This window comes from Streptomyces sp. RLA131 (assembly GCF_056270125.1).
Genome location: NZ_JBWDOQ010000002.1, coordinates 272,374 through 291,554, shown reverse-complemented (window position 1 = coordinate 291,554; position 19,181 = coordinate 272,374). Strand labels below are relative to the sequence as shown.

17 protein-coding genes and 5 pseudogenes are annotated in these 19,181 nt (G+C 69.3%); 13 read left to right on the top strand and 9 right to left on the bottom strand.

Annotated elements, in window-relative coordinates:
* The first annotated feature begins 36 nt into the window (after nucleotides 1–36).
* From RWE79_RS01955 to RWE79_RS01945, 3 genes and pseudogenes are all read left to right on the top strand, one after another.
* A complete protein-coding gene (locus tag RWE79_RS01955; protein ID WP_475938240.1) occupies nucleotides 37–768 on the top strand; it encodes an HD domain-containing protein in 732 nt (243 codons plus the stop codon).
* Complete coding sequence (locus tag RWE79_RS01950; RefSeq protein ID WP_475938239.1) at nucleotides 762–974, top strand: hypothetical protein; 213 nt, start codon at nucleotides 762–764, stop codon at nucleotides 972–974. Before RWE79_RS01955 ends, RWE79_RS01950 begins: the two co-directional genes overlap by 7 nt.
* Before the next feature lie 239 nt (nucleotides 975–1,213).
* Nucleotides 1,214–1,848 (top strand): annotated as a pseudogene (locus tag RWE79_RS01945) (transposase); the annotation flags it as partial.
* A 221-nt stretch (nucleotides 1,849–2,069) separates the two neighbouring features.
* Here the strand turns inward: RWE79_RS01945 and RWE79_RS01940 are convergent.
* Complete coding sequence (locus RWE79_RS01940) at nucleotides 2,070–2,648, bottom strand: TetR/AcrR family transcriptional regulator (RefSeq protein WP_475938238.1); 579 nt, start codon at nucleotides 2,646–2,648, stop codon at nucleotides 2,070–2,072.
* 90 nt (nucleotides 2,649–2,738) lie between these two features.
* On the opposite strand from RWE79_RS01940, the gene RWE79_RS01935 reads away from it, so the two are divergent.
* The 4 genes from RWE79_RS01935 to RWE79_RS01920 all read left to right on the top strand — a co-directional run bounded on the left by RWE79_RS01935 (nucleotide 2,739) and on the right by RWE79_RS01920 (nucleotide 7,308).
* Nucleotides 2,739–3,185: an anthrone oxygenase family protein gene (locus tag RWE79_RS01935; RefSeq protein WP_475938237.1), complete on the top strand. Its 447-nt coding sequence runs from the start codon at nucleotides 2,739–2,741 to the stop codon at nucleotides 3,183–3,185.
* A gap of 23 nt (nucleotides 3,186–3,208) precedes the next feature.
* Complete coding sequence (locus RWE79_RS01930; protein WP_475938236.1) at nucleotides 3,209–3,805, top strand: DUF4184 family protein; 597 nt, start codon at nucleotides 3,209–3,211, stop codon at nucleotides 3,803–3,805.
* A 1,224-nt stretch (nucleotides 3,806–5,029) separates the two neighbouring features.
* Nucleotides 5,030–5,674 carry a dihydrofolate reductase family protein gene (locus RWE79_RS01925; RefSeq protein ID WP_475938235.1) on the top strand — a complete coding sequence of 215 codons (645 nt, stop codon included), beginning with the start codon at nucleotides 5,030–5,032 and terminating at the stop codon, nucleotides 5,672–5,674.
* A 554-nt stretch (nucleotides 5,675–6,228) separates the two neighbouring features.
* Nucleotides 6,229–7,308: a lytic polysaccharide monooxygenase auxiliary activity family 9 protein gene (locus RWE79_RS01920; protein WP_475938234.1), complete on the top strand. Its 1,080-nt coding sequence runs from the start codon at nucleotides 6,229–6,231 to the stop codon at nucleotides 7,306–7,308.
* Nucleotides 7,309–7,487: 179 nt separating this feature from the next.
* On the opposite strand, the gene RWE79_RS01915 is transcribed toward RWE79_RS01920, so the two are convergent.
* Nucleotides 7,488–8,357, bottom strand: coding sequence for an IS5 family transposase (locus tag RWE79_RS01915; RefSeq protein WP_475938233.1), 870 nt, complete (start codon nucleotides 8,355–8,357; stop codon nucleotides 7,488–7,490).
* A gap of 251 nt (nucleotides 8,358–8,608) precedes the next feature.
* A complete protein-coding gene (locus RWE79_RS01910; protein WP_475938232.1) occupies nucleotides 8,609–10,081 on the bottom strand; it encodes an NF041680 family putative transposase in 1,473 nt (490 codons plus the stop codon).
* A gap of 165 nt (nucleotides 10,082–10,246) precedes the next feature.
* On the opposite strand from RWE79_RS01910, the gene RWE79_RS01905 reads away from it, so the two are divergent.
* A complete protein-coding gene (locus RWE79_RS01905; RefSeq protein ID WP_383430231.1) occupies nucleotides 10,247–10,753 on the top strand; it encodes a GNAT family N-acetyltransferase in 507 nt (168 codons plus the stop codon).
* A gap of 172 nt (nucleotides 10,754–10,925) precedes the next feature.
* Here the strand turns inward: RWE79_RS01905 and RWE79_RS01900 are convergent.
* The 3 genes and pseudogenes from RWE79_RS01900 to RWE79_RS01890 form a co-directional block, all read right to left on the bottom strand.
* Nucleotides 10,926–11,494: pseudogene (locus RWE79_RS01900) on the bottom strand (transposase); the annotation flags it as partial.
* A 112-nt stretch (nucleotides 11,495–11,606) separates the two neighbouring features.
* The gene (locus RWE79_RS01895; RefSeq protein ID WP_475938231.1) at nucleotides 11,607–12,035 is read right to left on the bottom strand and encodes a RacP protein; all 429 of its coding nucleotides are present in this window, start codon (nucleotides 12,033–12,035) and stop codon (nucleotides 11,607–11,609) included.
* A 2-nt stretch (nucleotides 12,036–12,037) separates the two neighbouring features.
* Nucleotides 12,038–12,235, bottom strand: a pseudogene (locus tag RWE79_RS01890) (DUF6192 family protein); the annotation flags it as partial.
* Between RWE79_RS01890 and RWE79_RS01885 the strand changes: the two are divergent.
* The gene (locus RWE79_RS01885; protein WP_475938230.1) at nucleotides 12,189–12,542 is read left to right on the top strand and encodes a LysR substrate-binding domain-containing protein; all 354 of its coding nucleotides are present in this window, start codon (nucleotides 12,189–12,191) and stop codon (nucleotides 12,540–12,542) included. The pseudogene RWE79_RS01890 and the gene RWE79_RS01885 sit on opposite strands and share 47 nt — an antisense overlap.
* Nucleotides 12,543–13,095: 553 nt before the next feature.
* On the opposite strand, the gene RWE79_RS01880 is transcribed toward RWE79_RS01885, so the two are convergent.
* Nucleotides 13,096–13,665 carry a TetR/AcrR family transcriptional regulator gene (locus RWE79_RS01880; RefSeq protein WP_475938229.1) on the bottom strand — a complete coding sequence of 190 codons (570 nt, stop codon included), beginning with the start codon at nucleotides 13,663–13,665 and terminating at the stop codon, nucleotides 13,096–13,098.
* A 147-nt stretch (nucleotides 13,666–13,812) separates the two neighbouring features.
* Here RWE79_RS01880 and RWE79_RS01875 point away from each other — a divergent pair, with 147 nt between their 5' ends.
* The 4 genes and pseudogenes from RWE79_RS01875 to RWE79_RS01860 all read left to right on the top strand — a co-directional run bounded on the left by RWE79_RS01875 (nucleotide 13,813) and on the right by RWE79_RS01860 (nucleotide 17,751).
* Nucleotides 13,813–14,340, top strand: coding sequence for a GNAT family N-acetyltransferase (locus tag RWE79_RS01875; protein WP_475938228.1), 528 nt, complete (start codon nucleotides 13,813–13,815; stop codon nucleotides 14,338–14,340).
* A 90-nt stretch (nucleotides 14,341–14,430) separates the two neighbouring features.
* Nucleotides 14,431–14,676: pseudogene (locus RWE79_RS01870) on the top strand (IS1380 family transposase); the annotation flags it as partial.
* A 776-nt stretch (nucleotides 14,677–15,452) separates the two neighbouring features.
* On the top strand, nucleotides 15,453–16,397 hold the full coding sequence (locus tag RWE79_RS01865; protein WP_475938227.1) for an RNA polymerase sigma-70 factor: 945 nt from the start codon (nucleotides 15,453–15,455) through the stop codon (nucleotides 16,395–16,397).
* A gap of 157 nt (nucleotides 16,398–16,554) precedes the next feature.
* On the top strand, nucleotides 16,555–17,751 hold the full coding sequence (locus tag RWE79_RS01860) for an NAD(P)/FAD-dependent oxidoreductase (protein ID WP_475938226.1): 1,197 nt from the start codon (nucleotides 16,555–16,557) through the stop codon (nucleotides 17,749–17,751).
* Between the two features lie 270 nt (nucleotides 17,752–18,021).
* Here the strand turns inward: RWE79_RS01860 and RWE79_RS01855 are convergent, their stop codons facing one another.
* Both RWE79_RS01855 and RWE79_RS01850 read right to left on the bottom strand, forming a co-directional pair.
* Complete coding sequence (locus tag RWE79_RS01855) at nucleotides 18,022–18,219, bottom strand: hypothetical protein (RefSeq protein WP_475945547.1); 198 nt, start codon at nucleotides 18,217–18,219, stop codon at nucleotides 18,022–18,024.
* Nucleotides 18,179–19,164: pseudogene (locus RWE79_RS01850) on the bottom strand (IS5 family transposase). Before RWE79_RS01850 ends, RWE79_RS01855 begins: the two are co-directional and overlap by 41 nt.
* Between the last annotated feature and the right edge of the window lie 17 nt (nucleotides 19,165–19,181).

The following is a 19,181-nucleotide window of genomic DNA, read 5'->3' as shown; positions in this document are numbered from 1 at the left end:
GCCCTGCTGGAGACCGTCCGGGCCCGGCACCCGCAGATGGACGTGGAGCTGATCGAACGCGCCTACGCGGTGGCCGCGCACTGGCACCACGGCCAGAAACGCAAAAGCGGTCACCCCTACATCACCCACCCGGTCGCGGTCGCGACGATCGCCGCCGATGTCGGTATGGACCACCAAGTGGTGTGTGCAGCGCTGCTGCACGACCTCCTGGAGGACACGGCGTACCCCGCCGACCGGCTCCGCGACGAATTCGGCGAGGAGATCGCCGACCTGGTAGCCGGCCAAGCCGACGACACGCGAGTCCGGCGGGCCCTGACAGCCCTCACGAACCTAACGCCGACTCTGCCGGACCGCGAACGAGCCGTCCTGGTGCTCAAACTGGCCGATCGGCTGCACAACATACGCACCGTCCGTTTCCTGGCCCGCGCGACCCAACTGCGCAAGGCCCAGGAGACCCTGGACATCCAAGCCCCGGTCGCCCGCGCGCTCGGGCTGGACACGCTCAGCAGCGAACTCCAGGACCTCGCCTCGGCCGCCCTTCGCCCACCTGCGCCCCTCCACACGGTTTCTCAGCGGGTGCTCGCCGCAACTACCCTGCTGCTGCCTCCCACCGTGCGGGCGCGGTGGCTGCAGGAGTGGATCGGCGAACTGGCCACGCTCCCAACGCGGCGCGCACGAACCCGCTTCACCGCCCGGGTGCTGCTCGGCATACCGCGTCTGTCACTGATCCTTCACCATCCGCCTCGGACGGGTGATGCGCCATGGTGAGCACGACCGCAGCCAGGATCGCCGGAACGCTCGGCACCGTCGGGGCCTTCGCCGCGGCGATGGCACGAGGAGGCCTCACCGCAGGGGCGGCCGGCGCCCTCGCTCTGGGCATGCTGCTCCTGCTCGCGGCCGTGCTCTTCGTCCGCAGCGACGTCCCGGCCCGCCGACTGGTCAGGCTGATCCAGGCCTGGCACGCACGCCCCTGAGGGTTTCTGCTCCGGAAATCCTCCAGTGGGGCGCCGATCCTTTCGGTTCGTCGTCATGCGGTACATGGTGCCACGGTCTCGAACGGCGTCTCGAACGGATCGCTCGCAAGGGGAATCGCTGGACGTGGGGGCGGCCTTCGTCTGATCAGGTGCTCCGACCAAGGTGCACGTGGCCACTGCGAAGGCCGTGAGGGTGAGCCTGCTGGGCGAGTTCTATGAGTGTCTGACCGCCCGGCGGGACGAATTTTCTTCGAACTCGCGGATGCGATGTTGTGCGTGGACGGTCCGGTGGTCTCGCCGGTGGACCTGACGCTGGTGCCCGAACGTCGGCGCGGGCACCACCGGCGAGCACTCCGATCGACCGCAGACTGTATCTGCCGACCGTGCCGCAGGGCCGGCGTCAAGGACGACGTGGGTTTCGACACCAAGGTGGTGACGGCCAAGACCATGGTCCGCCGGGCGATCGCGGACAAGATCCCGTTCCGGTGGGTGACCGCGGACGCCGCCTACGGCTTCAGCAAAGGCCGGCGGCGAGCTTGAGCAGGCTGATGTTTTCCACGTCATGGCCACCACCCGGCACGACACAGTCGTCACCCGCTGGGCCATCGACCACCCCGTCCACGACCTGTTCCCCGGCCTGCCGCGGCAGAAGTGGAAACGCCGCTCGTGCGGCGACGGCGCCCACGGGCCGCGCGTCTTCGGCTGGGCCCGCGTCGAGGTGCGTCCCTGGCATCGCCAGGACCGGCAACACTGGGTCCTGGCCCGTGTGGTGCCGGCCGGGCAGTAGGCGATGTAGTGGGAGATCTCCTTCGGCTGGCTGGCGCTGCGGCTGGACGAACTCATCCGCATTGCCGGAAGCCGCTGGGCCGTCGAAGGGGATCCTCCGACCTCGTCCCCCTCAGCCTCCCCCGCAGTACCAGGGCGCGTATCGGGTCGTGATCAATGAGCACCGCAGCTTCCGGGGCGGGTGCCGCGTCGGGGGTAGGGGGCCCGGCGATCTGCGGCTGCGCCGTGTGGGCGCGAGTGACCGGAAGTGATGCCGCAGGCAGGCAGCGGGGCCCGAGGACCCGGCTGCGTGCCCGCCGGGACGGTGTGTCAGACCATGGCGAGCCGGTCCACCAGCAGTTCCACCCTCCGCTCGGTGTCCTCCGGCGGCAGCCGTCCCGCCCGGGTCAGGGTGGCCAGCCCGTGCAGGGCCGCCCAGAACGCCTCGGTGAACAGTGCCGGGTGGACGCCGTCCCCGGCGACCTCGCCGAGAGTCTCCAGCAGGGCGGCGAAGGCGTCCTGCAGTGGCTCCGGGGTGTCCTCGTTCGCGAACGCCAGGCCGCCGTCGAGCTGGAACATGGCGTCGTAGACCGCCGGGTTGCGCTCGGCGAACTCGAGGTAGGCGCGGGCGAGGGCGGTGACCCGGGTGCGAGGGCCGTCCGCGGCGGAGGCCGCGGCCCGCAGCGCCGCGGCCATCTCGGCGGCGCCCTGGAGGGCGACGGCGCCGATGATCTCGCGCTTGCCGCGGAAGTGGCTGTAGAGGACAGGCTGGCTGTACTCGATGCGCTCGGCGAGCCGGCGGGTGGTGACCGCGTCCCAGCCCTGCTGCTCGGCGAGTTCGCGGGCCGTCGCCACGATGAGGCGCTCGCGGGCCGCCCGTTCGCGCTCCTTGCGTTCCTGTACCGACACGATTCGACCCTAGCACCGCTAGACAATCAAGCGGCAGCAGAACTAGCGTTGCCTCATCAGCTAGCAACACTAGAACCCGGGAAGGTCATCGTGCTCAACGCACTTGAGATCGTCACCACCGTGGTCGTCGGCCTGATGGTGGGGGTGGAGTTCTCCGTCGCCTTCGTCATCAACCCGATCCTCAACGCCCTCCCCGACGACAGCAGCCAACGCGGCCGAAGCCACGGGGCCCGGATGCTCGGCGCCGTGATGCCGTTCTGGTACATCGGCTCGCTCGTCCTGAGCGCGGTCTGGGCCATCGCCGGATGGCACCACGACGGCGCCGGCCTTGTCGTCACCGCCGGCGCGCTGCTGATCCTCAGCGTGGTCATGTCGCTCCTGCTGCTCGTCCCGATCAACAACCGGGGCAAGGCGTGGACCACCGAGAACCGGCCCGAGGACTGGAAGGAGCAGATGAACCGCTGGGACCGCTTCCACTACGTCCGCGTCGCCGTCATCATCGCCGCCTTCGCCCTGCTGGCCGCCGCCCTCGCCTGATCCCTCAGGCCGACACCGCGCTGGTGGCGCACAATTTCCACTCCCCGGGCGGCAGCGGGCCACCGAAATCCCGCGACGGCTTCCTGGTCACCCACATGCAGCCGCTGCGCGCCTCGGCTCTGGGAGGCTTCACGGTCGCCCGGCTGCTGCAGTACGCGAGCACCGCCTTCGGCCTGGCGGCCGGCGGCTGGCATCTTTGGCGGCGCCGGGACCGTCTGCGCACCCACGGCGGCACCGACGCCGTTGCCCGCCTGGGTCCCGTCATGCGGTGGAGCGTGGTGACTCTGCTGGTTGCGGCACCCGTGCTGGGTGGCGCCGTCAACATCCGTGACGACTTCAACGCCTACCGCTATGTGACCGAAGTGGACTACAGCCAACCGACTACCGTCGACCTGGGCGACGGCGCGAGCGAGACCAGCTATCCCTCCAAGACGGTCCAAGCTCCGTGGGGGACCCTCGCCGAAGGCGTGTTGACCGGGGCCGCCAAGAGAGCGGGCGGTTCGTTGGCGGTCGCACTGCTGCTGTACTCCGCCACCTGGCAGATCTGCGCTATCTCGCGCCGGCCGGCGACGGCGTCCAGCCCCGCCCCCTCGCCGCAACCGACTCAGGACGGGAAGTGACGGCGCTCGGCAGACGGTATCCGTGCCCTGACCGCCGATGTGCCTGGTCCACTTCCGGCGACGGGCGATGGGGTCGCGCTGCGCCACGTGCCGGGCGTCCCGCGTCGACGCCGGGGCGGGGCGTACCGTTCCCGGGACCGTACGGAGGCGTGGCGGGAGCGGGCCGACAGCGTAGGCGTGGACGTGCCTTTCTCCGCGTCGGGCGTCAACGTACTGTGCCTGAGCCGGTGCAGGGTCCACCCCTCCAGGTCCTCGGTATCCTCGGGCCGGGCGAGCGGGTTGGCCAGCAGCCGGGGGGAGGTCTCGAAGATCTCCTCCGCCCGGCGGCCGGAGAGCCGGGCCCGACCGGTTTCCTCACACACGTCCAGCGTCGCCGCCCCGGCCGGGGCCTTGCGGCCTGTCAGGAACAGCGGCCCGCGTGTGCGGCCGGCGATCAGGCGGGGCAGGAGCTGGGCGGTGCCGGACTGCCAGTGGATCCACTCGGTCGGCCCCGCCCTTGGCGGTGATCTTGCCGCGCTTGTCCTGCGGGTACGGGTCCTGCACGTTCAGGCACAGCACCTCGTCGGCTCGGGCAGCCGATTCGTAGAGCAACTTCCAGAAGGTCTTCTCCCTCAGCGCCACCTCCAGCCGCCACAGGGCAGCGATCTGACTCTCGGCCAGGGCCTTGGTGCGGTCCGGCGGGGCCGGGCGCCATTCGATGCCGATCGTCGGATCGCAGGTGATCCAGCCCTGTCGCTGACACCAGCCCGCTCGCCTTGCGCGCGATGGACAACTCGCGGTTGACGGTGTCGGCGTCCATCTCGTCCGCCCGCGCGGCGGCCAGCTCGGCCAGCACCTGGGGCGGCGCAGGGCCATCGATGACAGGGACGGGGACCGCGGGTGGCTTCGCGCCGCGGCGGGCCCGCCCGGTCGGTGCCGACTCCCCGGCGACCATCCCCCCACGTCGTCAGCGAGATCCGGTGGATCCGCGCGGAGGACTTCGCGATGCCCGCGCCGGTGAGATACCGCTCGACCGCGCTCGTGTACGTGGCCGGAGAAGTGCGTACACCTCACCCGCGGCGGTCAGAGAGCCGACCGCAGGTCGCGGTGATCACCGTAGAGCTCCGCCGCGGCAAATCCGTCACGGTCGACGAGTACGAGACTGGTTGCCGTCGCAGCGATGAGTCTGCCGGCGCCCACAGGTCTACCTCCCGACCGGGACAACCAACTCATCGGGAGTACGGCATGGGCCTCATCCACATCGAGCTGTTCGCAACCCTCGACCTCGTCGGGCAGTCGCCCGGCGGCCCCGACGAGGACCCGGAGGGATTCCCGTTCGGCGGCTGGCAGGCGCCCCTGCTGGACGAGGTCACCGGGGCGCAGGTCGCTGCCGCGTACGAGGGCACGGACGCGCTCCTGCTCGGCCGGCGCACGTATGACATCTTCGCCGCCTACTGGCCGTACCAGGAGGGCGGCGAGGACAACAAGATCGCCACGCTCTTCAACAGCGTCCCGAAGTACGTGGCCTCCCGCGGCGGGCCCGACCTTGCGTGGTCCGGGTCCACGCAGCTCGGCCCGGATCTGGCCGGCGCGGTGCGCGAGATCCGCGACCGGCACGAGCACGTGAAGGTCGTCGGGAGCCTGAACCTGGTGCAGACCCTCCTGCGCGAGAAGCTCTTCGACCGTCTCGACCTCTGGGTCCACCCGGTCGTGCTCGGCGTCGGGAAGAAGGTGTTCGACGGTGGCGCGGTGCCCACGAACGTCACACTCCTCGGACCGCCGGTAGCCGCTCCGAAGGGCACGGTGTACCTGCGCTACGGGCTCGCCGATGGCACGCCCGGGACGGGCGACATGAGCGCACCCGATCGCGGTGCCGGGCGCGACGACTGAAGCCGCCCCGCGTCAGGTGGGTCCGTGTCGTCGGCGGTGAATCCGTCAGGTCGGCATTCCGTCACGGCGTCGGCGGTTCGTGGTGCCGACGCCGCGACGAAGAGCCTCGCCAGAGGGTCGCGTGCAGGGCCCGGGTGTCCGTAAGCACTTGTTCTGGAGTCTGGCGCAATTTTCTGTGAGTTGGGGACGGAGCGTCAAAAGGGGTGGCCCGCTCACCTTCAACCGCACCCTGACCGACCGGTCAGGGCTCCTCCCTCAGCGAGCATTCCGATCCCGCGAGGGCCCGCCGGGGCGCCACACGGCGACCGCATGTCCGTTCGCCGTAGCCGTTTGAGAGTGGGACATGACCGTCACGGGGCCGGGTGCGGAACGCCCGCGCCGCTGGCATACGAGCTTTTGATAAGAGGTACTCACATTCGACCGAGTGCCACATGAATGGGCGAACGTAGCCTTTGCGTCGGGCGTGTCGGCGTCCGGAGATGCGCCGCTATGTGTCATTTAAAACGTCTCACGGTGATATTCCGCAGGACGCATTCTCCAGGAAGAGGGACATCATGAGCGGCCGCTCTCAGAACTCGGCCCCGTCCGACCTTCGCGCCGACGTCAGGCACCGCGCTGACGGCCCGCATACGATGCGCGGCATCAGCCTGCGGTGGCAGATCGGCGGTAACAGCCCCGAGCAGGGGACGTGGCCTCCCCCGGAGGACTGGAACAACGGCGCAGCGCCCTACCCGCACGTCTACGAGGTGTGGATCAACGGCGAGGCCCGGCAGACCGTCTTCCTCTTCTGGCCCGCCTGGGACTGGACACCGTCCAACTCCCATTGGGTGGACCTGGGCGAGGAGCCGGACAGCGAGTACAGCGTGAAGATCCGTGCCAAGGTGGACGGCCAGTTCACTCCGTTCACCAATGAGGTGACCGTGCGTCCGGCGAGTTCCCGGCCCTGGTCGTCCCCGCAACAGCCGCGGCAGACCCCCAAGGGCAGGGACGCGGCACCGCGCCACGGCACCGTCAACCACCCGCGCAGCCGTGCGGCCGCCGCCATTCGGGACGAGGATCCCGCGAAGATCTGCGTCGAGGCCCGCAACGTGAACAGCAGCACCGTCTGGCAGGAGGTGGTGCCGGGCGCCGATCGGATGCTCGCCGACTACCCGTGGAATGACGCCCTGAAGTACCTGGAGTACCGCAAGTTCTTCCAGGATTACACCGTCCCGTCCACGGGCAACCCAGCCTTCCGCGGTCTGGACCTGGCGCCGGACTCCGCACTGGGGGAGTGGCCCCTGACGGAGCTGGACACCTCTGCCCCCAGCCAGACCTTCACCTACGACTACACGGCCTACCACACGTCGGAGTCCTGGTCCCACCGGTGGTTCATCACCCGTGAGGACTGGGATCCGACCAGGGGCCTGAGCTGGCAGGACCTGGAACCGACCCCCTTCCTGGTCGAGGTCCAGGGCTCGCACAGGGAAGAAGAATCCAGCAACTGGGAGTTCGCGACCTTCCCACGGCGGACCGGCAGGGCAGCAGTCGTGCAGATCTGGGGCGGCCACGGCGGCCCTGACACCCCGGACGGCGGTAACGGCGGTAAGACGGGCGAGTTCTTCGCGTCCACCTGCGACGTGCTGCTGCGTTGACCCGAAGGGCACTGCCGCCTGAGCTCAGCTGTTCTTGAGTCGGCTCGGGAGCGGTTGACGAGATTCCGTCCGATCACTTCGATCGGGCGGGATCTCGTGGACGGGTGCGCCGTCGGGCACTCATTACGCTCATGGGCACCTGAAGGCTCACGCGTAAGAGGTCGTTTTCTCCCGGTGTTTCATCCCGGAATCTGCCGTTTGGCCCGTGGTGTCGGGTCACGCCAGGAGATGGTGTTTTCGCTGGTGAGGCGGCGGGCCATGAGGGCGCTCATGGCGATGTGGATCATGGCTTCGGAGCGGGCGGGGAGGGTCTCGTAGTCGCGGGCCAGGCGGCGGTGGAACATGAGCCATCCGTAGGTTCTCTCGACCGCCCATCGTTTCGGTATGGGTGTGAATCCCCTGGTCCCCGGGGCGCGGGTGGTGATTTCCATGTCGATGCCGAGTGTGGCCGCGTGCTCGACGAGGTGCTGGCGGTGGCCGCCGTCGACCCAGGCCTTGCGGATGCCGGGGTGGTCGGCGGCGACCCGGTCCAGGAGCTGGGTGCCGGCCACGGAGTCCTGCACGCTGGCCGCTGTGACCAGCACCGCCAGCAGGAGTCCGATCGTGTCGGTGACGATGTTCCGCTTCCTGCCTACGATCTTCTTGCCTGCGTCGATGCCCTGGCTGGAGGCGTGAACGCTGGTGGAGGTCTTGACGCTCTGGGCGTCGATCACGCAGGCCGACGGCTCGGCGTCCCGTCCTTCCCTCTGCCGCGACAGCTGCCTGAGCAGGCCGTTGAGCTGGACGAATACGCCTTCCTTCTGCCACTTCGTGAAGTAGCCGTAGACCGTGTTCCAGTGCGGAAAGTCGTGCGGGAGGTAGCGCCACTGGACCCCGGTTCGGTCCACATACAAGATCGCGTCCATGATGTCGCGCAGGTCATGCTCGGGCGGCCGGCCGAAGTCCAGGGCCCTGCCACGGCGCTCGAAGCGCCAGGCAGACAGCACCGGCTCGACCAACTCCCAGCGGGCATCGGACAGGTCACTCGGATACGGGCGTCGCGTCGGCATGCTTACGCCATACCGCCACGGACCGAGTGCGCCCAGGCGCACAGCAGCGACGACAGAAGCACACAGCCAGGCAACCCGGGCGTACCTGGGACGAGACAGGAACAAGCAGCATCCCGCCCCACCCGTCACCTCACTCGGACCACAGACCCCGACCACATCTGCCGCCTCCTCCGCACCACCATCCGGCACTACAGGAATCGTCCTATAGCCAGGCGGAACAGGCGAAAACGACCTCTAAGCTTGATCTTTATCTACCAGGATCTTCCAGGCTTGCCGATGGCCTTGAGGGTCTCGGGGCGTTTGACAGTCTTGCCGACGTCGTAGCGGGGTGCCCTGCGTTTGTTCTTGGCGCCGGGTGGCCGTCCGGGCCCAGTGCCTGTGGGTTTGGGAACACGGGTCGGGCAGGCGAGGTGAGCGCGGATGTTCCTGAACCCCCGGCGGACCCGGGCCGGGGTGATCCGGTCGGAGGCGGTGGGTTTCTCCCACGGCCGGCGGAGGTCTGCGGCGAGCGGCCGGGCAAGCCGGAGCTGGGTGTGGGCGACGATCAGAATCCAGGTCCAGCGGTCCGCTGCCTCCGGAGTGCGGAGTTTCGGGGTCGTCCAGCCAAGGGTCTGTTTTGCGAACCTGAACGTGTGCTCAAGGTCGAATCTGCGCAGGTAGACCTGCCAGCAACGGTCGATGTCGTCCGGGGCGGCGCCGGTCTTCGAGGACCACAACCACACCGGCGGAGCGTCCCGTACCTTCGACAGATGCTCGACCTTCAGCCGGACCAAGGTGCCTTCGATCAGGGGAAGTTCGCCTTCGTGGTCGAGCCAGGCGGAGCGGTGTGTGAGCCGGGGGTGGACCCGGTCCCATGCCTGGGTTTCGGCTTTCCCGTAGTTCGTGGTCGCGGTGGCGGTGGTGATCGCGGGTTCGGGCCAGGTCTCCGGCTTGGCGAAGCGGAACTCCGGGCCGTGCTTGGGCGGCCGGCCGTTGACGCCGTGCGTCCGCGGTGGCCTCGGCAGGCGCATGACGCGGTCGGAGCGGACGCGGCCGACCATCTCGACGGGCAGGTCCCGCAGCACCCAGGCCAGGCGGGTGACGTCGTAGCCGGCGTCGGCGACGATGGTGATGTCCGGGTCGCCGGGTTTCCACTGGCCCGCAGTGATGAGCCGTTCGACGACGCCTCGCAGCTGGCCGGCGGTGACGGCGGTCGCGTCGTCCGCCGGGCCGAGCCGGACCACGTCCAGGATCGCGGTCCATGACGTGGCGCCGGACTCCAACACGGCGACGAAGGAGTAGGGCCAGCCCGGAATGAACTGCGACGCCGTCTTCGCCCTGCCGTAGACGTGGCAGAACAGCCGCTCGGCCGAGCACGGCGCGTCCGAACGAAGCCACGGTGACACATCGACCGCCAGGACCAGGCGCCCGCCCTCGAAACGCGGCAGCGGCAGCCCGGCCAGCACCGTCCGCAGCCGATCGACGTCGATCCGGCCGCGATTCAGGCCGCCGTACATCGCTCCGTGCCCACGACGATGCTCGGGCAACAGGGTCAGGTCCACCGGGGACTTCACCGCACCGTCCGCACACAGCACCGCGTCCACCAACTCGAACAACTCATCGCGCCGAGCGGTCAGACACTCGTAGAACTCACCCCGGAAGCGTGACGCCTCCGCGAACGCTTCCCGCCGGACAGCATCAGGCAGCAGACTCACCCTCACGGCCTTCGTCTTGGTCACGTGCATTCCTTGGTCGGAACACACGATCAGACGAAGGCCGCCCGCACGTCCGGCGAATCCCCAGGTGAGCGACTCAGTTCGAGGTGCTGTTCGAGGCCGGCAGATAAAGAACAAGCTGCCTGTTTCTAATCTTGGTTGCGGATGACTCCCGTCTAGGAGCATCGTCTTGACATGATCGAACTGAGTTCTCTGGGACCGGATGACTGGCCGGTGTGGCGCGACTTGCGGCTAGCCGCGCTTGCCGAGGCGCCGTATGCCTTCGGCTCGACGTTGGCGGAGTGGCAGGGGCAGGGCGACCGGGAGGAACGCTGGAGAGACCGCCTAGGAATTCCTCGGTCTCACAACGTTGTCGCAGTCCGCGCGAGCGGGCCGGTCGGGATGGTCAGCGGTGTACCGGCTGAGCAGCCAGATGCCGTGGAGTTGATCTCGATGTGGGTCAGCCCCACGGTTCGAGGTCAGGGGGTGGGAGACCTCTTGATCGGAGAGATCGCGCAGTGGGCTGTGCAGAGGGACGCTAGGACCTTGCGGTTGTCAGTGATGCCGGATAATCGTGCAGCTATCGCGCTCTATGAACGTCACGGCTTCAAGGACACCGGGGAGCCGGGCGACCTGCTGCCGGATGGTGTGCGCAGGGAATTGGTCATGGCAAAGGCTCTCGATCCCGTGGTCAGCGGCTGACGGGCGGGCCTCGGTTTGCTGGTTGCGCTGATGGAGCCGCGTGGTGGTGCGACAATTGGGCTGGTTTGAGGGCCCGGTGACCTCTTGGTGGGACTGCTGACCGTCAGTGCCAAGTGGATCAGTCGCGTTGGGCCTCGCGGGAGGCCGGTTGTCCGCTTCTGCGGGAACTTCGGCGGGTGATTCGCCTGGTCATGAGGGTGATCGCGGCCCAGGTGATCAGTGACTCCGAGTGCTGTGAGCCGTTCGTAGTCGCGGGCGTGTCTGCGGGCGTGTCTGCGGGCGTGTCTGCGGGCGTGCATGACCCAGGCGTGGGAGCGTTCGACGACCCAGCGGCGGGGCAGGACGACGAATCCGGGGGGTGTTCTTCGGGCGGCTGACGGTTTTGATCGTCAGGTTCAGGTACGTCTTCGCCCAGGTCACGAGCTGTCCGGCGTAGGCGGAGTCGGCCCAGACGATGGTGATTTCGGGGTGCATCAGCCGTAGCCGGAACAGCACTTCCTTCGCCGCGTTGCGGTCGGTCATGTCGGCCGGGGTGACCATGACGAACAGGGGCAGGCCCTTGGTGTCCACGACCAGGTGCCGCTTGCGGCCGTTGATTTTCTTGCCTGCGTCGTAGCCGCGGGAGTCCTTCCCGACGGTGTCGGCGGCCTTCACCGACTGGGAGTCGATGACGGTGGCGACCGCTCCAGGGGCGCGGCCCCTCTCGCGGCGGATGCGTTTGCGGAGGTGGTCGCGGATTCGAGCAGGGCCCATTCGTCGTCGAAGGTGTCCGAGGGGTAGCAGCGTCGCCGTGCCAACGTGTCCCTCCCTCAAGACGGGGTGGGACCGGCCGTTTCGCGGCCGGTCCCACCGGTCAGGCGTCGGTGAAGTCGGCGATCACATCGAGCGTGGACTCGACCGAGTTGAGCTGGGTGTTCAGGTGCTTGATCCACCGGCCCTTGGGCTGGAGAGCGGCGTGCGGGGCGACAGTTGCGGTGATGAAGCGGCGGATCTCGGTGAGCTTGCCGCGGATGATCGCGACCTCGTATGCCTGGAGTTCGGCGGGGTCGGCGCAGAACTTGTAGCCGTCCGGCCGGGTCCAGATCAGCGGTGGCCAGCCGCGTTCGGTGATGGTGTCCCGCAGGCAGGCCAGGCCCGAGCGGGTCTGATGGGGCGACAGCTCGCCAGCTCTGACCAGCTGAACGAAGGTCAGACCGGCCGGACGTGCCTCGAACAGTACGAACCGGACGGTGTCGGCGTGTCGCTGCGCGGCTGGCGATCTGCGCTCGGAAGCGCGTGGCACGGTTACTCGCCTTGCAGGAGCTTGGCCAGTTCGCCGTCGACGTCGACCTTCCCGGTGTCCACGGCCGTCTCGATCCAGTCCAGCGTCGCCCGAACGCGGGCGACGTTCTCGTGCACGATCACACGTTCGTCGTCGCCGAGCTGGCGGTCGCGCATGCCCGGGACGACCCGGCCGGCGGCCGCGACGAACGCGTGGCAGGCGGCCTGCCTGGATCCCGTTCTCGACGCCTGCGCATCGGCAGGTTTCAGCCCGGGTTTCGTGGTGGAGAGCGAGGACCATGCCACGGCGCAGGCGTTCGTGGCCGCAGGGCTCGGTATCGCCCTGATTCCGGAACTGGGAATCGGCGACCCCCATCCCGCCGTGGCAGTCCGCAGGGTCCGCAATCCGGAGCCGGTCCGGTCGATCCATGCGGCGGTGCGGGAGTCGTCACCGGCCGAGCAGCCCGCACTGCGCGGGCTGCTCGACGCCCTGCGGAGCACGGCGGCCGCTCGGACGGTGGCGCTCTAGCCTCGCGCTTTCAGGAAGCGGGCCGTCCGACGGCCAGATCGGAGTGGGCGCAGGGGTTCGGGGGCGAACGTGGTGCGCTCCCAGCTGAGGGACCGGTGCCGGGCCGGACCGCTGTCCATGCAGATGCGCGAGGACGACGTCTCGGTCGGCGCCCTGCGCCTGCCACCCGACAGCATTGTCGCGTTCCGCGCCGACGCCATCTACACCGCCGACGACGCCGACTGGCCCTACCACGGCAATCCGGGCGACTTCCTCCTCAAGGGCCGCCTGCCCTTCCTCGGCGGCGCCCACCTCGCCGAACAGCAGCAGGCCGCCCGGTGGCCCCCCGCAAGCGCACCACGCCCCGCCGCCGCGGCCGTCGAGGCGGCCAGCCGCCGCAGAACGAGGCCGCCCGCCTCACCCAAGAACTCCTCAACGCCGGATACACCAAGAAACAGGCCGCGCCGCCAAACAGCACATCGCCTCCGGAGCCTCCCGGCTGCGCCCGGTAAGCGGGCGGCCGGGTCTGCGAGTCACTGCAGCCATCTCCGGCCTGTTCAAGGCAGTCGCCGTGTCAGCAGAAGGCTGTAGATGCCTGCACGTCGTCGAGCGCTTGTCGCGCGATCTCGCTGAAGTCTTCGTCGGCGGTCGTCCGGCTCCAGCGTTCGTAGGCGATCGTGGAGGCGAGCGCGCCGAGTTCTGCGGCCACGCGAGCGGTCAGGTCGGGAACGCCGCGCCGTTTGAGCGCCTCGGTCATTGATGCGATGAGGGTGAGGTTCTTCAGCGCTTCGCGTTCTTGCAGTTCGGGGTTGGCGGCGATCACCGCCTGTCTGCGGGCAGTGAATTCGCGGCGTGCGGGTGTGAAGACCTCTCTGCCGGCCGCATCCAGCGCGTGAGCGACCGCATCGAGCGGGGCGGCGGTTGCCGGCGCTGCGGCTATGGCCTCGGTGAGCAGTCCGTTCATCGCGCCGCCGCCGAAGAGCACTTCCCTCTTGTCCTGGAAGTGCCGGAAGAAGGTGCTCTTCCCCAGCCCCGCGCGCTGCGCGATGTCGATCACGGTCGTGTTCTCGTAGCCCCGCTCGGCGAACAGGTCAAGGGCAGCGTGAGCGAGCCGTTCTGCTGCGTTCGGTTCCCAGCGAGCCATGAACACAGTCTACGGGACTTGGTCCCGTACGCTCATGTAGAGTGATGGACCCAAGTCCCGTCAGTTGCCTTGCCAGGGTGCGGCCGGCGCGGGCACCCTCGCATAGGCTGACCGTCTCATCCGACGCACCGCGACCAGGATCAGCCCATGCGCAACAGCACCAGGATCCGCCTGATCGAGCCCACCGACGCCGCCCCGATCGCCGCGCATCGGGTGCGGGACTTCGAGGCTTTCCGGCCGTGGGAACCGGCCCAGCCGGCCGACTTCTTCACCCCGGAGGGCCAGGCGGAGCGGATCGACAGCCTGCTGGCCGGATACCGGGCCGGCGCGGTCTGGCCGGGCGTGGTGCTCGCCGACGGCCAGGTGATCGGGCAGGTCACCGTCGGAGGCATCCTGCCGCAGCCGCACCTGCGCCGCGGCTCCGTCGGATACTGGATCGCCAGCGTCGCCCAGAATCAAGGGCACGCCGGGCACGCCGTCGGGCTTGTACTCCGGGTGATGACGGACGAACTCGGGTTGCACCGCGCCGAGGCATCCACCAATCCGGAGAATCTGCCGTCGCAGCGGGTGCTGCGCCGCAACGGGTTCAGCCCGTACGGCGTCGCGCACTCCTCGATCTTTCTCGACGGGAGCTGGCGGGACGGACTGCTGTGGGAGCGGGTCCTCGGCGACTGACCTCGCCGGTTCGGTTGAGATGAGGCCGGAAGCGGGGAGGAAATACGAAAGTGCCTTCTGCGCTGGGACGATGAACCTTGTCGAGGGGTTCTGTCGGTCCAAGCGGAAGGCACGTTCTGCGTGCAGGGTATCGGTTCTCGTCCCAAGCTCCATGTCTCCACTGACGGTTCGGGGGTGGTCGGGCACGCGGGCGCACATTTGCTGGCCGATCTTGCCGAGGCTACCGCTCTGACCACCGCCTACTCCACCGCGCTCAGGCCGCTGCGACCGCGCGGCACCGGGCACGATCCAGGTCGGACCGCCACCGATCTCGCGGTGATGCTCGCCGACGGCGGTCGCCGGGGTCGGTCGGTACGCTGCTGACCGGCTTGTTGTCGATGGTGGCGGTGATCTCGCCGACGGTGGCGACCGCTGCGGACGATCCGATTCCGGTGGTTCCGTCGCACTCGACCGGGACGGTTCCGGAGCAGGAGGCCGAGCCGCCAGGCGCAGCGCTGCCGACGCCGACGGTGGCCGGAGACGGCCGAGGCGACCGCAGATCTGTCGGAGGCGGAGGCGGAGGCGGCGCCGGGCGAGCCGCGTGAGGTTTCGCCCTCGTCGTCGGAGTCTGCTTCGGGCGCCGCTGTCACGCAGGTCGGTGATGTGGTCGAGGTCGCTCCGGCTCCCGCCGATGAGACGGCGGGTACGACGGCGTAGCCGACCTCGTCCCGGGTCCTGGCCGCTGACGACCCGTCGGTGTCCGCTTCCCGGGGGAGACGGGCTTGCCCAGTGCTGACGCATCGGCGTCGCCGGCCCCGTCGGCCTGGGTGTAGGGGTGGTCCGCGATGACGGTGTTGCCGGGTCGGGTCAGGTACAGATCACACGGGTGGTCGGCCGCCGTTGCCGTTGCCGAAGTGGTCGGTCGTTCCGGTGGCTTGGGGCGGTTGCGGCGGCCGTGTTCCTGTTCGGCGTGCCGCCGCAGGATACCTGCGGTGTTGCGGTTCATGCGCTGAAGCCAGGTGGCGTGCACCCGCAGGGTGGTCACGGGGGAGCCCGCTGCCCCGGGGAGAGTGCCTGCGAGACTCCGGAAAACACCCTGGGGCCCCTGGCGTTGCCCCACTAGGATGCGGGCTATGCCGTTGACCATGAAGGACGTGGACCGGTTCGAGGCCGCGAGGCCCCGTCTGGAGGCCATCGCCTACCGCCTCCTCGGCTCGGCGAGCGAGGCCGAGGACGCCGTGCAGGAGACTTTCCTGCGCTGGCAGGCCGCCGACGTCGAGCGCATCGAGGTCATCGAGGCCTGGCTGACGAGGGTGCTCACCAACCTGTGCCTCAACCAGCTCACTTCGGCCCGTGCGCGGCGCGAGACCTATGTGGGTCAGTGGCTCCCCGAGCCACTGCTCGACGGGGATCCGATGCTCGGCCCGGCCGACACCGCCGAGCAGCGCGAGTCGGTCTCGTACGCGGTCCTCACCCTCATGGAGCGGCTGTCCCCCAATGAGCGGGCGGTGTACGTGCTGAGGGAGGCCTTCGGCTACTCACACCGGGAGATCGCCGAGATCCTCGACATCACCGAGGCCGCCGGCCAGCAGATCTTCCACCGCGCCAAGAAGCACATCACGGACGGCAGGGCCCGCACCGAGATCGACGAGGCCGCCGCCCGGCGGATCGTCGAGGAGTTCCTGGCGGCCGCCACCACGGGGAAGACCGAGCCGCTCGTGCGGCTGCTCACGGCCGACGCTGTCTCGATCGGCGACGGCGGCGGGAAGGTCCCGGCCCGCGTCAAGCCGTTCGAGGGCGCCCTGGCCGTCGCGAAGTTCATGCGGGGCCTGTTCAAACCCGCACGGTCCAAGCGCGCTTTGGCCGGCGGCTCGCCCGGGGTCTACGCCACGACCGCCAACGGCGGCCCCGCCGTCGTGGCGGTCGTCGATGGCCGGGTTGTCGGCATCATGTGCCTGGAGGTCACCGCCGAAGGCATCGCCGCGTTCCGCAACCAGGCCAACCCCGACAAGCTCGAACGCGCGACCGAGGTGTGGGCAGGTGCCGATCAGGGAGAACCCCTGTTCCACGCCTTCTGACCGCAATGTGTGGTGCTCCCGATTCCGATGAGGTGCCTTTGATTCCGGTGTGAGCTGCTTCACATCGGGTTCCTGTCAGGAAACGGCGTGCTGCTCGGTTCAAGGGACGAAACCGCGCAAGACCAGGGGCGGACCCGCGCAGACAGGAGCAAAGAAGATGCAGCACCGAATCATCGTCCTCGGCGCCGGATACACCGGAGCCATCGCGGCCGGCCGCCTCGCCAGGCGGCTGCGCCGTGACGACGTCGCCATCACCCTCGTCAACGCCGAGCCCGACTTCGTCGAGCGCGTCCGGATGCACCAGCTCGCGGTCGGCCAAGAGCTGAAGCCCCGGCCTTTGAGCGAGATGTTCGCGGGCACCGGCGTCGAGCTGAGGCTCGCGAAGGTCACCGGCGTCGATGTCGACCGCAGGTCCGTCGCCGTCGTCGACGCGAACGGGGTCGCCGAGGAGCTGGGGTACGACACCCTCGTGTACGCCCTCGGCAGCGGCTGGAACGACCGGGGCGTTCCCGGCGCCGCCGAGCACGCCTACGAGATCGCGAGCCGGCCCGGAGCGTTCCGGCTGCGCGGGCGTCTGGCCGGCCTGGACGCCGGACAGCCCGTGGTCGTCGTCGGTGGCGGCCTCACCGGCGTGGAGGCCGCGACCGAAATCGCCGAGGCCCGCCCGGACCTCGCTGTCGCCCTCGCCGCCCGCGGCGGCCTCGGCGACTGGCTCTCGGACAAGGGCCGCGGGCACCTGCGGAAGGTCTTCGGCAGGCTCGGCATCACCGTGCACGAGCACGTCGCCGTCACCGGCGTCGAGGCCGACCGCGTCACCACTGCGGACGGCAAGGCCATCCCGGCCGCGGTCACCGTGTGGACCATCGGCTTCGCCGTCCACCCGATCGCGCAGGCCACCGCCCTGGAGATCACCGGCACGGGCCAGATCGTGGTCGACGCGACCATGCGCTCGGTCTCGCACCCGGAGGTGTACGCCATCGGCGACGCGGCCATGGCGATGGGCCCCGGCGACAAGCCGCTGCGGATGTCGTGCGCCTCGGGCACCCCCGCCGCGTGGCAGGCCGCCGACGCCATCGCGGCGCGCCTGACCGGTGGGAAGCGCCCGAACGCGCCGATTCGCTACTTCAATCAGTGCATCTCGCTGGGCCGCAAGGAAGGCCTGATCCAGTACGTCACCGCCGACGACCGAGCTGTCAGCGCGGCCCTGACCGGCCGGCTCGCCGCCGTCTACAAGGAGCTGGTCTGCAAGGGCGCGGCCTGGAGCGTCGCCAACCCGACCCTGGGCCTGCCGACCCGCCGCCGCGTCGTACGGGAGGCGGCCCAGACGGGCTCGGCCGTCAAGGCGTCGGCCTGACGCGCACAGCGAAGCGGGCGCCCACGACGCGACGCGACGCGGAGGGGCGCCCGGGGTGTCGACGCGGGGGTGGGTAGTTGGTGAAACCACCAACTCCCCAGCCTCCCCAGCTCACACGGTGCGCTTCAAGGCCTGGCTGTCGTGAGTGTTGGCCGCGGACAGCCCGACACGTGGGGGCAGTCCGTTCGCGTCGGCCATCCGAAGGTCTCGCGGGCGGGCGTCGAGCACTTGTGCCCCCTGTGTCGGCTCCGGCAGATGACCCACACATGGTCAGTCCCCTGCCCGGGCCGAGGTCCCGGCGATGAGCGTGGCCAGCATCTCCTCCAGGGTGCTGGTGAAGTCCATGCGCAGGGCTGCGAGGGAGGGGTCCGCCGCGTAGGCGGCGAGCATGGCTGCGGAGGGCCTTAGGTCCTGTCTGGAGTTCGGATCACGAGTGTGGTGCGATGCTGCGGAGCCAGAGCATCGCACCACACAGGTGCAGTCCGGCCTCGTAGCTCTCCGGGGTCTTGTCGTACCGGGTAGCGATACCGCGCCAGTTCCGCAGCCGGTTGATGCACCGTTCCACGGTGTTGCGCTCTTTGTAGAGTGTCGCGTCGTGTGAGACTGGCCGACCGCCAGCGCTGCCACGCTTCTTGCGGTTCGCGGCCTGGTCGACCTTCTCCGGGATCACGGCTCGGATCCCGCGTCGTCGCAGGTAGTGGCGGTTGCGTCGGGACGAGTACGCCTTGTCCGCGGCCACCGCATCCGGCCGGGTCCGCGGGCGCCCGATCGGGCCGCGCACCTTCACCCGTTCCAGGACCGGGGCGAACTGCGGACTGTCGCCGGCCTGCCCGGGCGTGAGGACGAACGCAAGCGGGCGACAGCGTCGGTCAGCCGCCACATGGATCTTGCTCGTCAGTCCGCCCCGGGAACGCCCCAGCTCGGCGGCTTTCAAGCGGGCTCGGTGTCGTCGGCGGACCCGTCGCCGCTCGACGCGCGCCTCATCCTCGGCCTGTCCGTCCTGCGTTCTTTGCGCCTTGCCATCGCCCCCTTTTCGGCCTCGACGGCCATTTCCAAGGCCGCCAACTGCTCGGGGTCCAGGGCCATCCCGGCGGCGTGATGGTGGGCCCGGGCGGTCGCAGAGTCCACGCTGACCAGGCCCAGGTCGGCCTGGCCGCGGGCGGCGGCCTCGGCGATCACTGTTTGCATCAGATCCTGGAAAACACCCCGCGTCGCCCAGATCCGGAAGCGGTCGTACGCGCTCGGCCAGGGCCCGAACTCGGTCGGCAGGTCACGCCAGGGGCTACCGGTCCGGAACCGCCACATCACCGCGTTGAAGTGTTTCCGCAGGTCAGGGATGGGCCCAACCGCGGCAATCGGGAGATGGGGCTCGATCAGGGCCCACTGCTCTTCGGTGAGATCGCCTCGCGCCATGACTGACGGCCTATCAA

Coding starts and splice junctions, on each gene's coding strand:
- RWE79_RS01955 (WP_475938240.1), top strand. CDS start 37: ATGGACGTGGAGCTGATCGAACGCGCCTACGCGGTGGCCGCGCACTGG.
- RWE79_RS01950 (WP_475938239.1), top strand. CDS start 762: ATGGTGAGCACGACCGCAGCCAGGATCGCCGGAACGCTCGGCACCGTC.
- RWE79_RS01925 (WP_475938235.1), top strand. CDS start 5,030: ATGGGCCTCATCCACATCGAGCTGTTCGCAACCCTCGACCTCGTCGGG.
- RWE79_RS01920 (WP_475938234.1), top strand. CDS start 6,229: ATGAGCGGCCGCTCTCAGAACTCGGCCCCGTCCGACCTTCGCGCCGAC.
- RWE79_RS01915 (WP_475938233.1), bottom strand. CDS start 8,357: ATGCCGACGCGACGCCCGTATCCGAGTGACCTGTCCGATGCCCGCTGG.
- RWE79_RS01910 (WP_475938232.1), bottom strand. CDS start 10,081: ATGCACGTGACCAAGACGAAGGCCGTGAGGGTGAGTCTGCTGCCTGAT.
- RWE79_RS01905 (WP_383430231.1), top strand. CDS start 10,247: ATGATCGAACTGAGTTCTCTGGGACCGGATGACTGGCCGGTGTGGCGC.
- RWE79_RS01885 (WP_475938230.1), top strand. CDS start 12,189: ATGCCCGGGACGACCCGGCCGGCGGCCGCGACGAACGCGTGGCAGGCG.
- RWE79_RS01880 (WP_475938229.1), bottom strand. CDS start 13,665: ATGGCTCGCTGGGAACCGAACGCAGCAGAACGGCTCGCTCACGCTGCC.
- RWE79_RS01875 (WP_475938228.1), top strand. CDS start 13,813: ATGCGCAACAGCACCAGGATCCGCCTGATCGAGCCCACCGACGCCGCC.
- RWE79_RS01865 (WP_475938227.1), top strand. CDS start 15,453: ATGCCGTTGACCATGAAGGACGTGGACCGGTTCGAGGCCGCGAGGCCC.
- RWE79_RS01860 (WP_475938226.1), top strand. CDS start 16,555: ATGCAGCACCGAATCATCGTCCTCGGCGCCGGATACACCGGAGCCATC.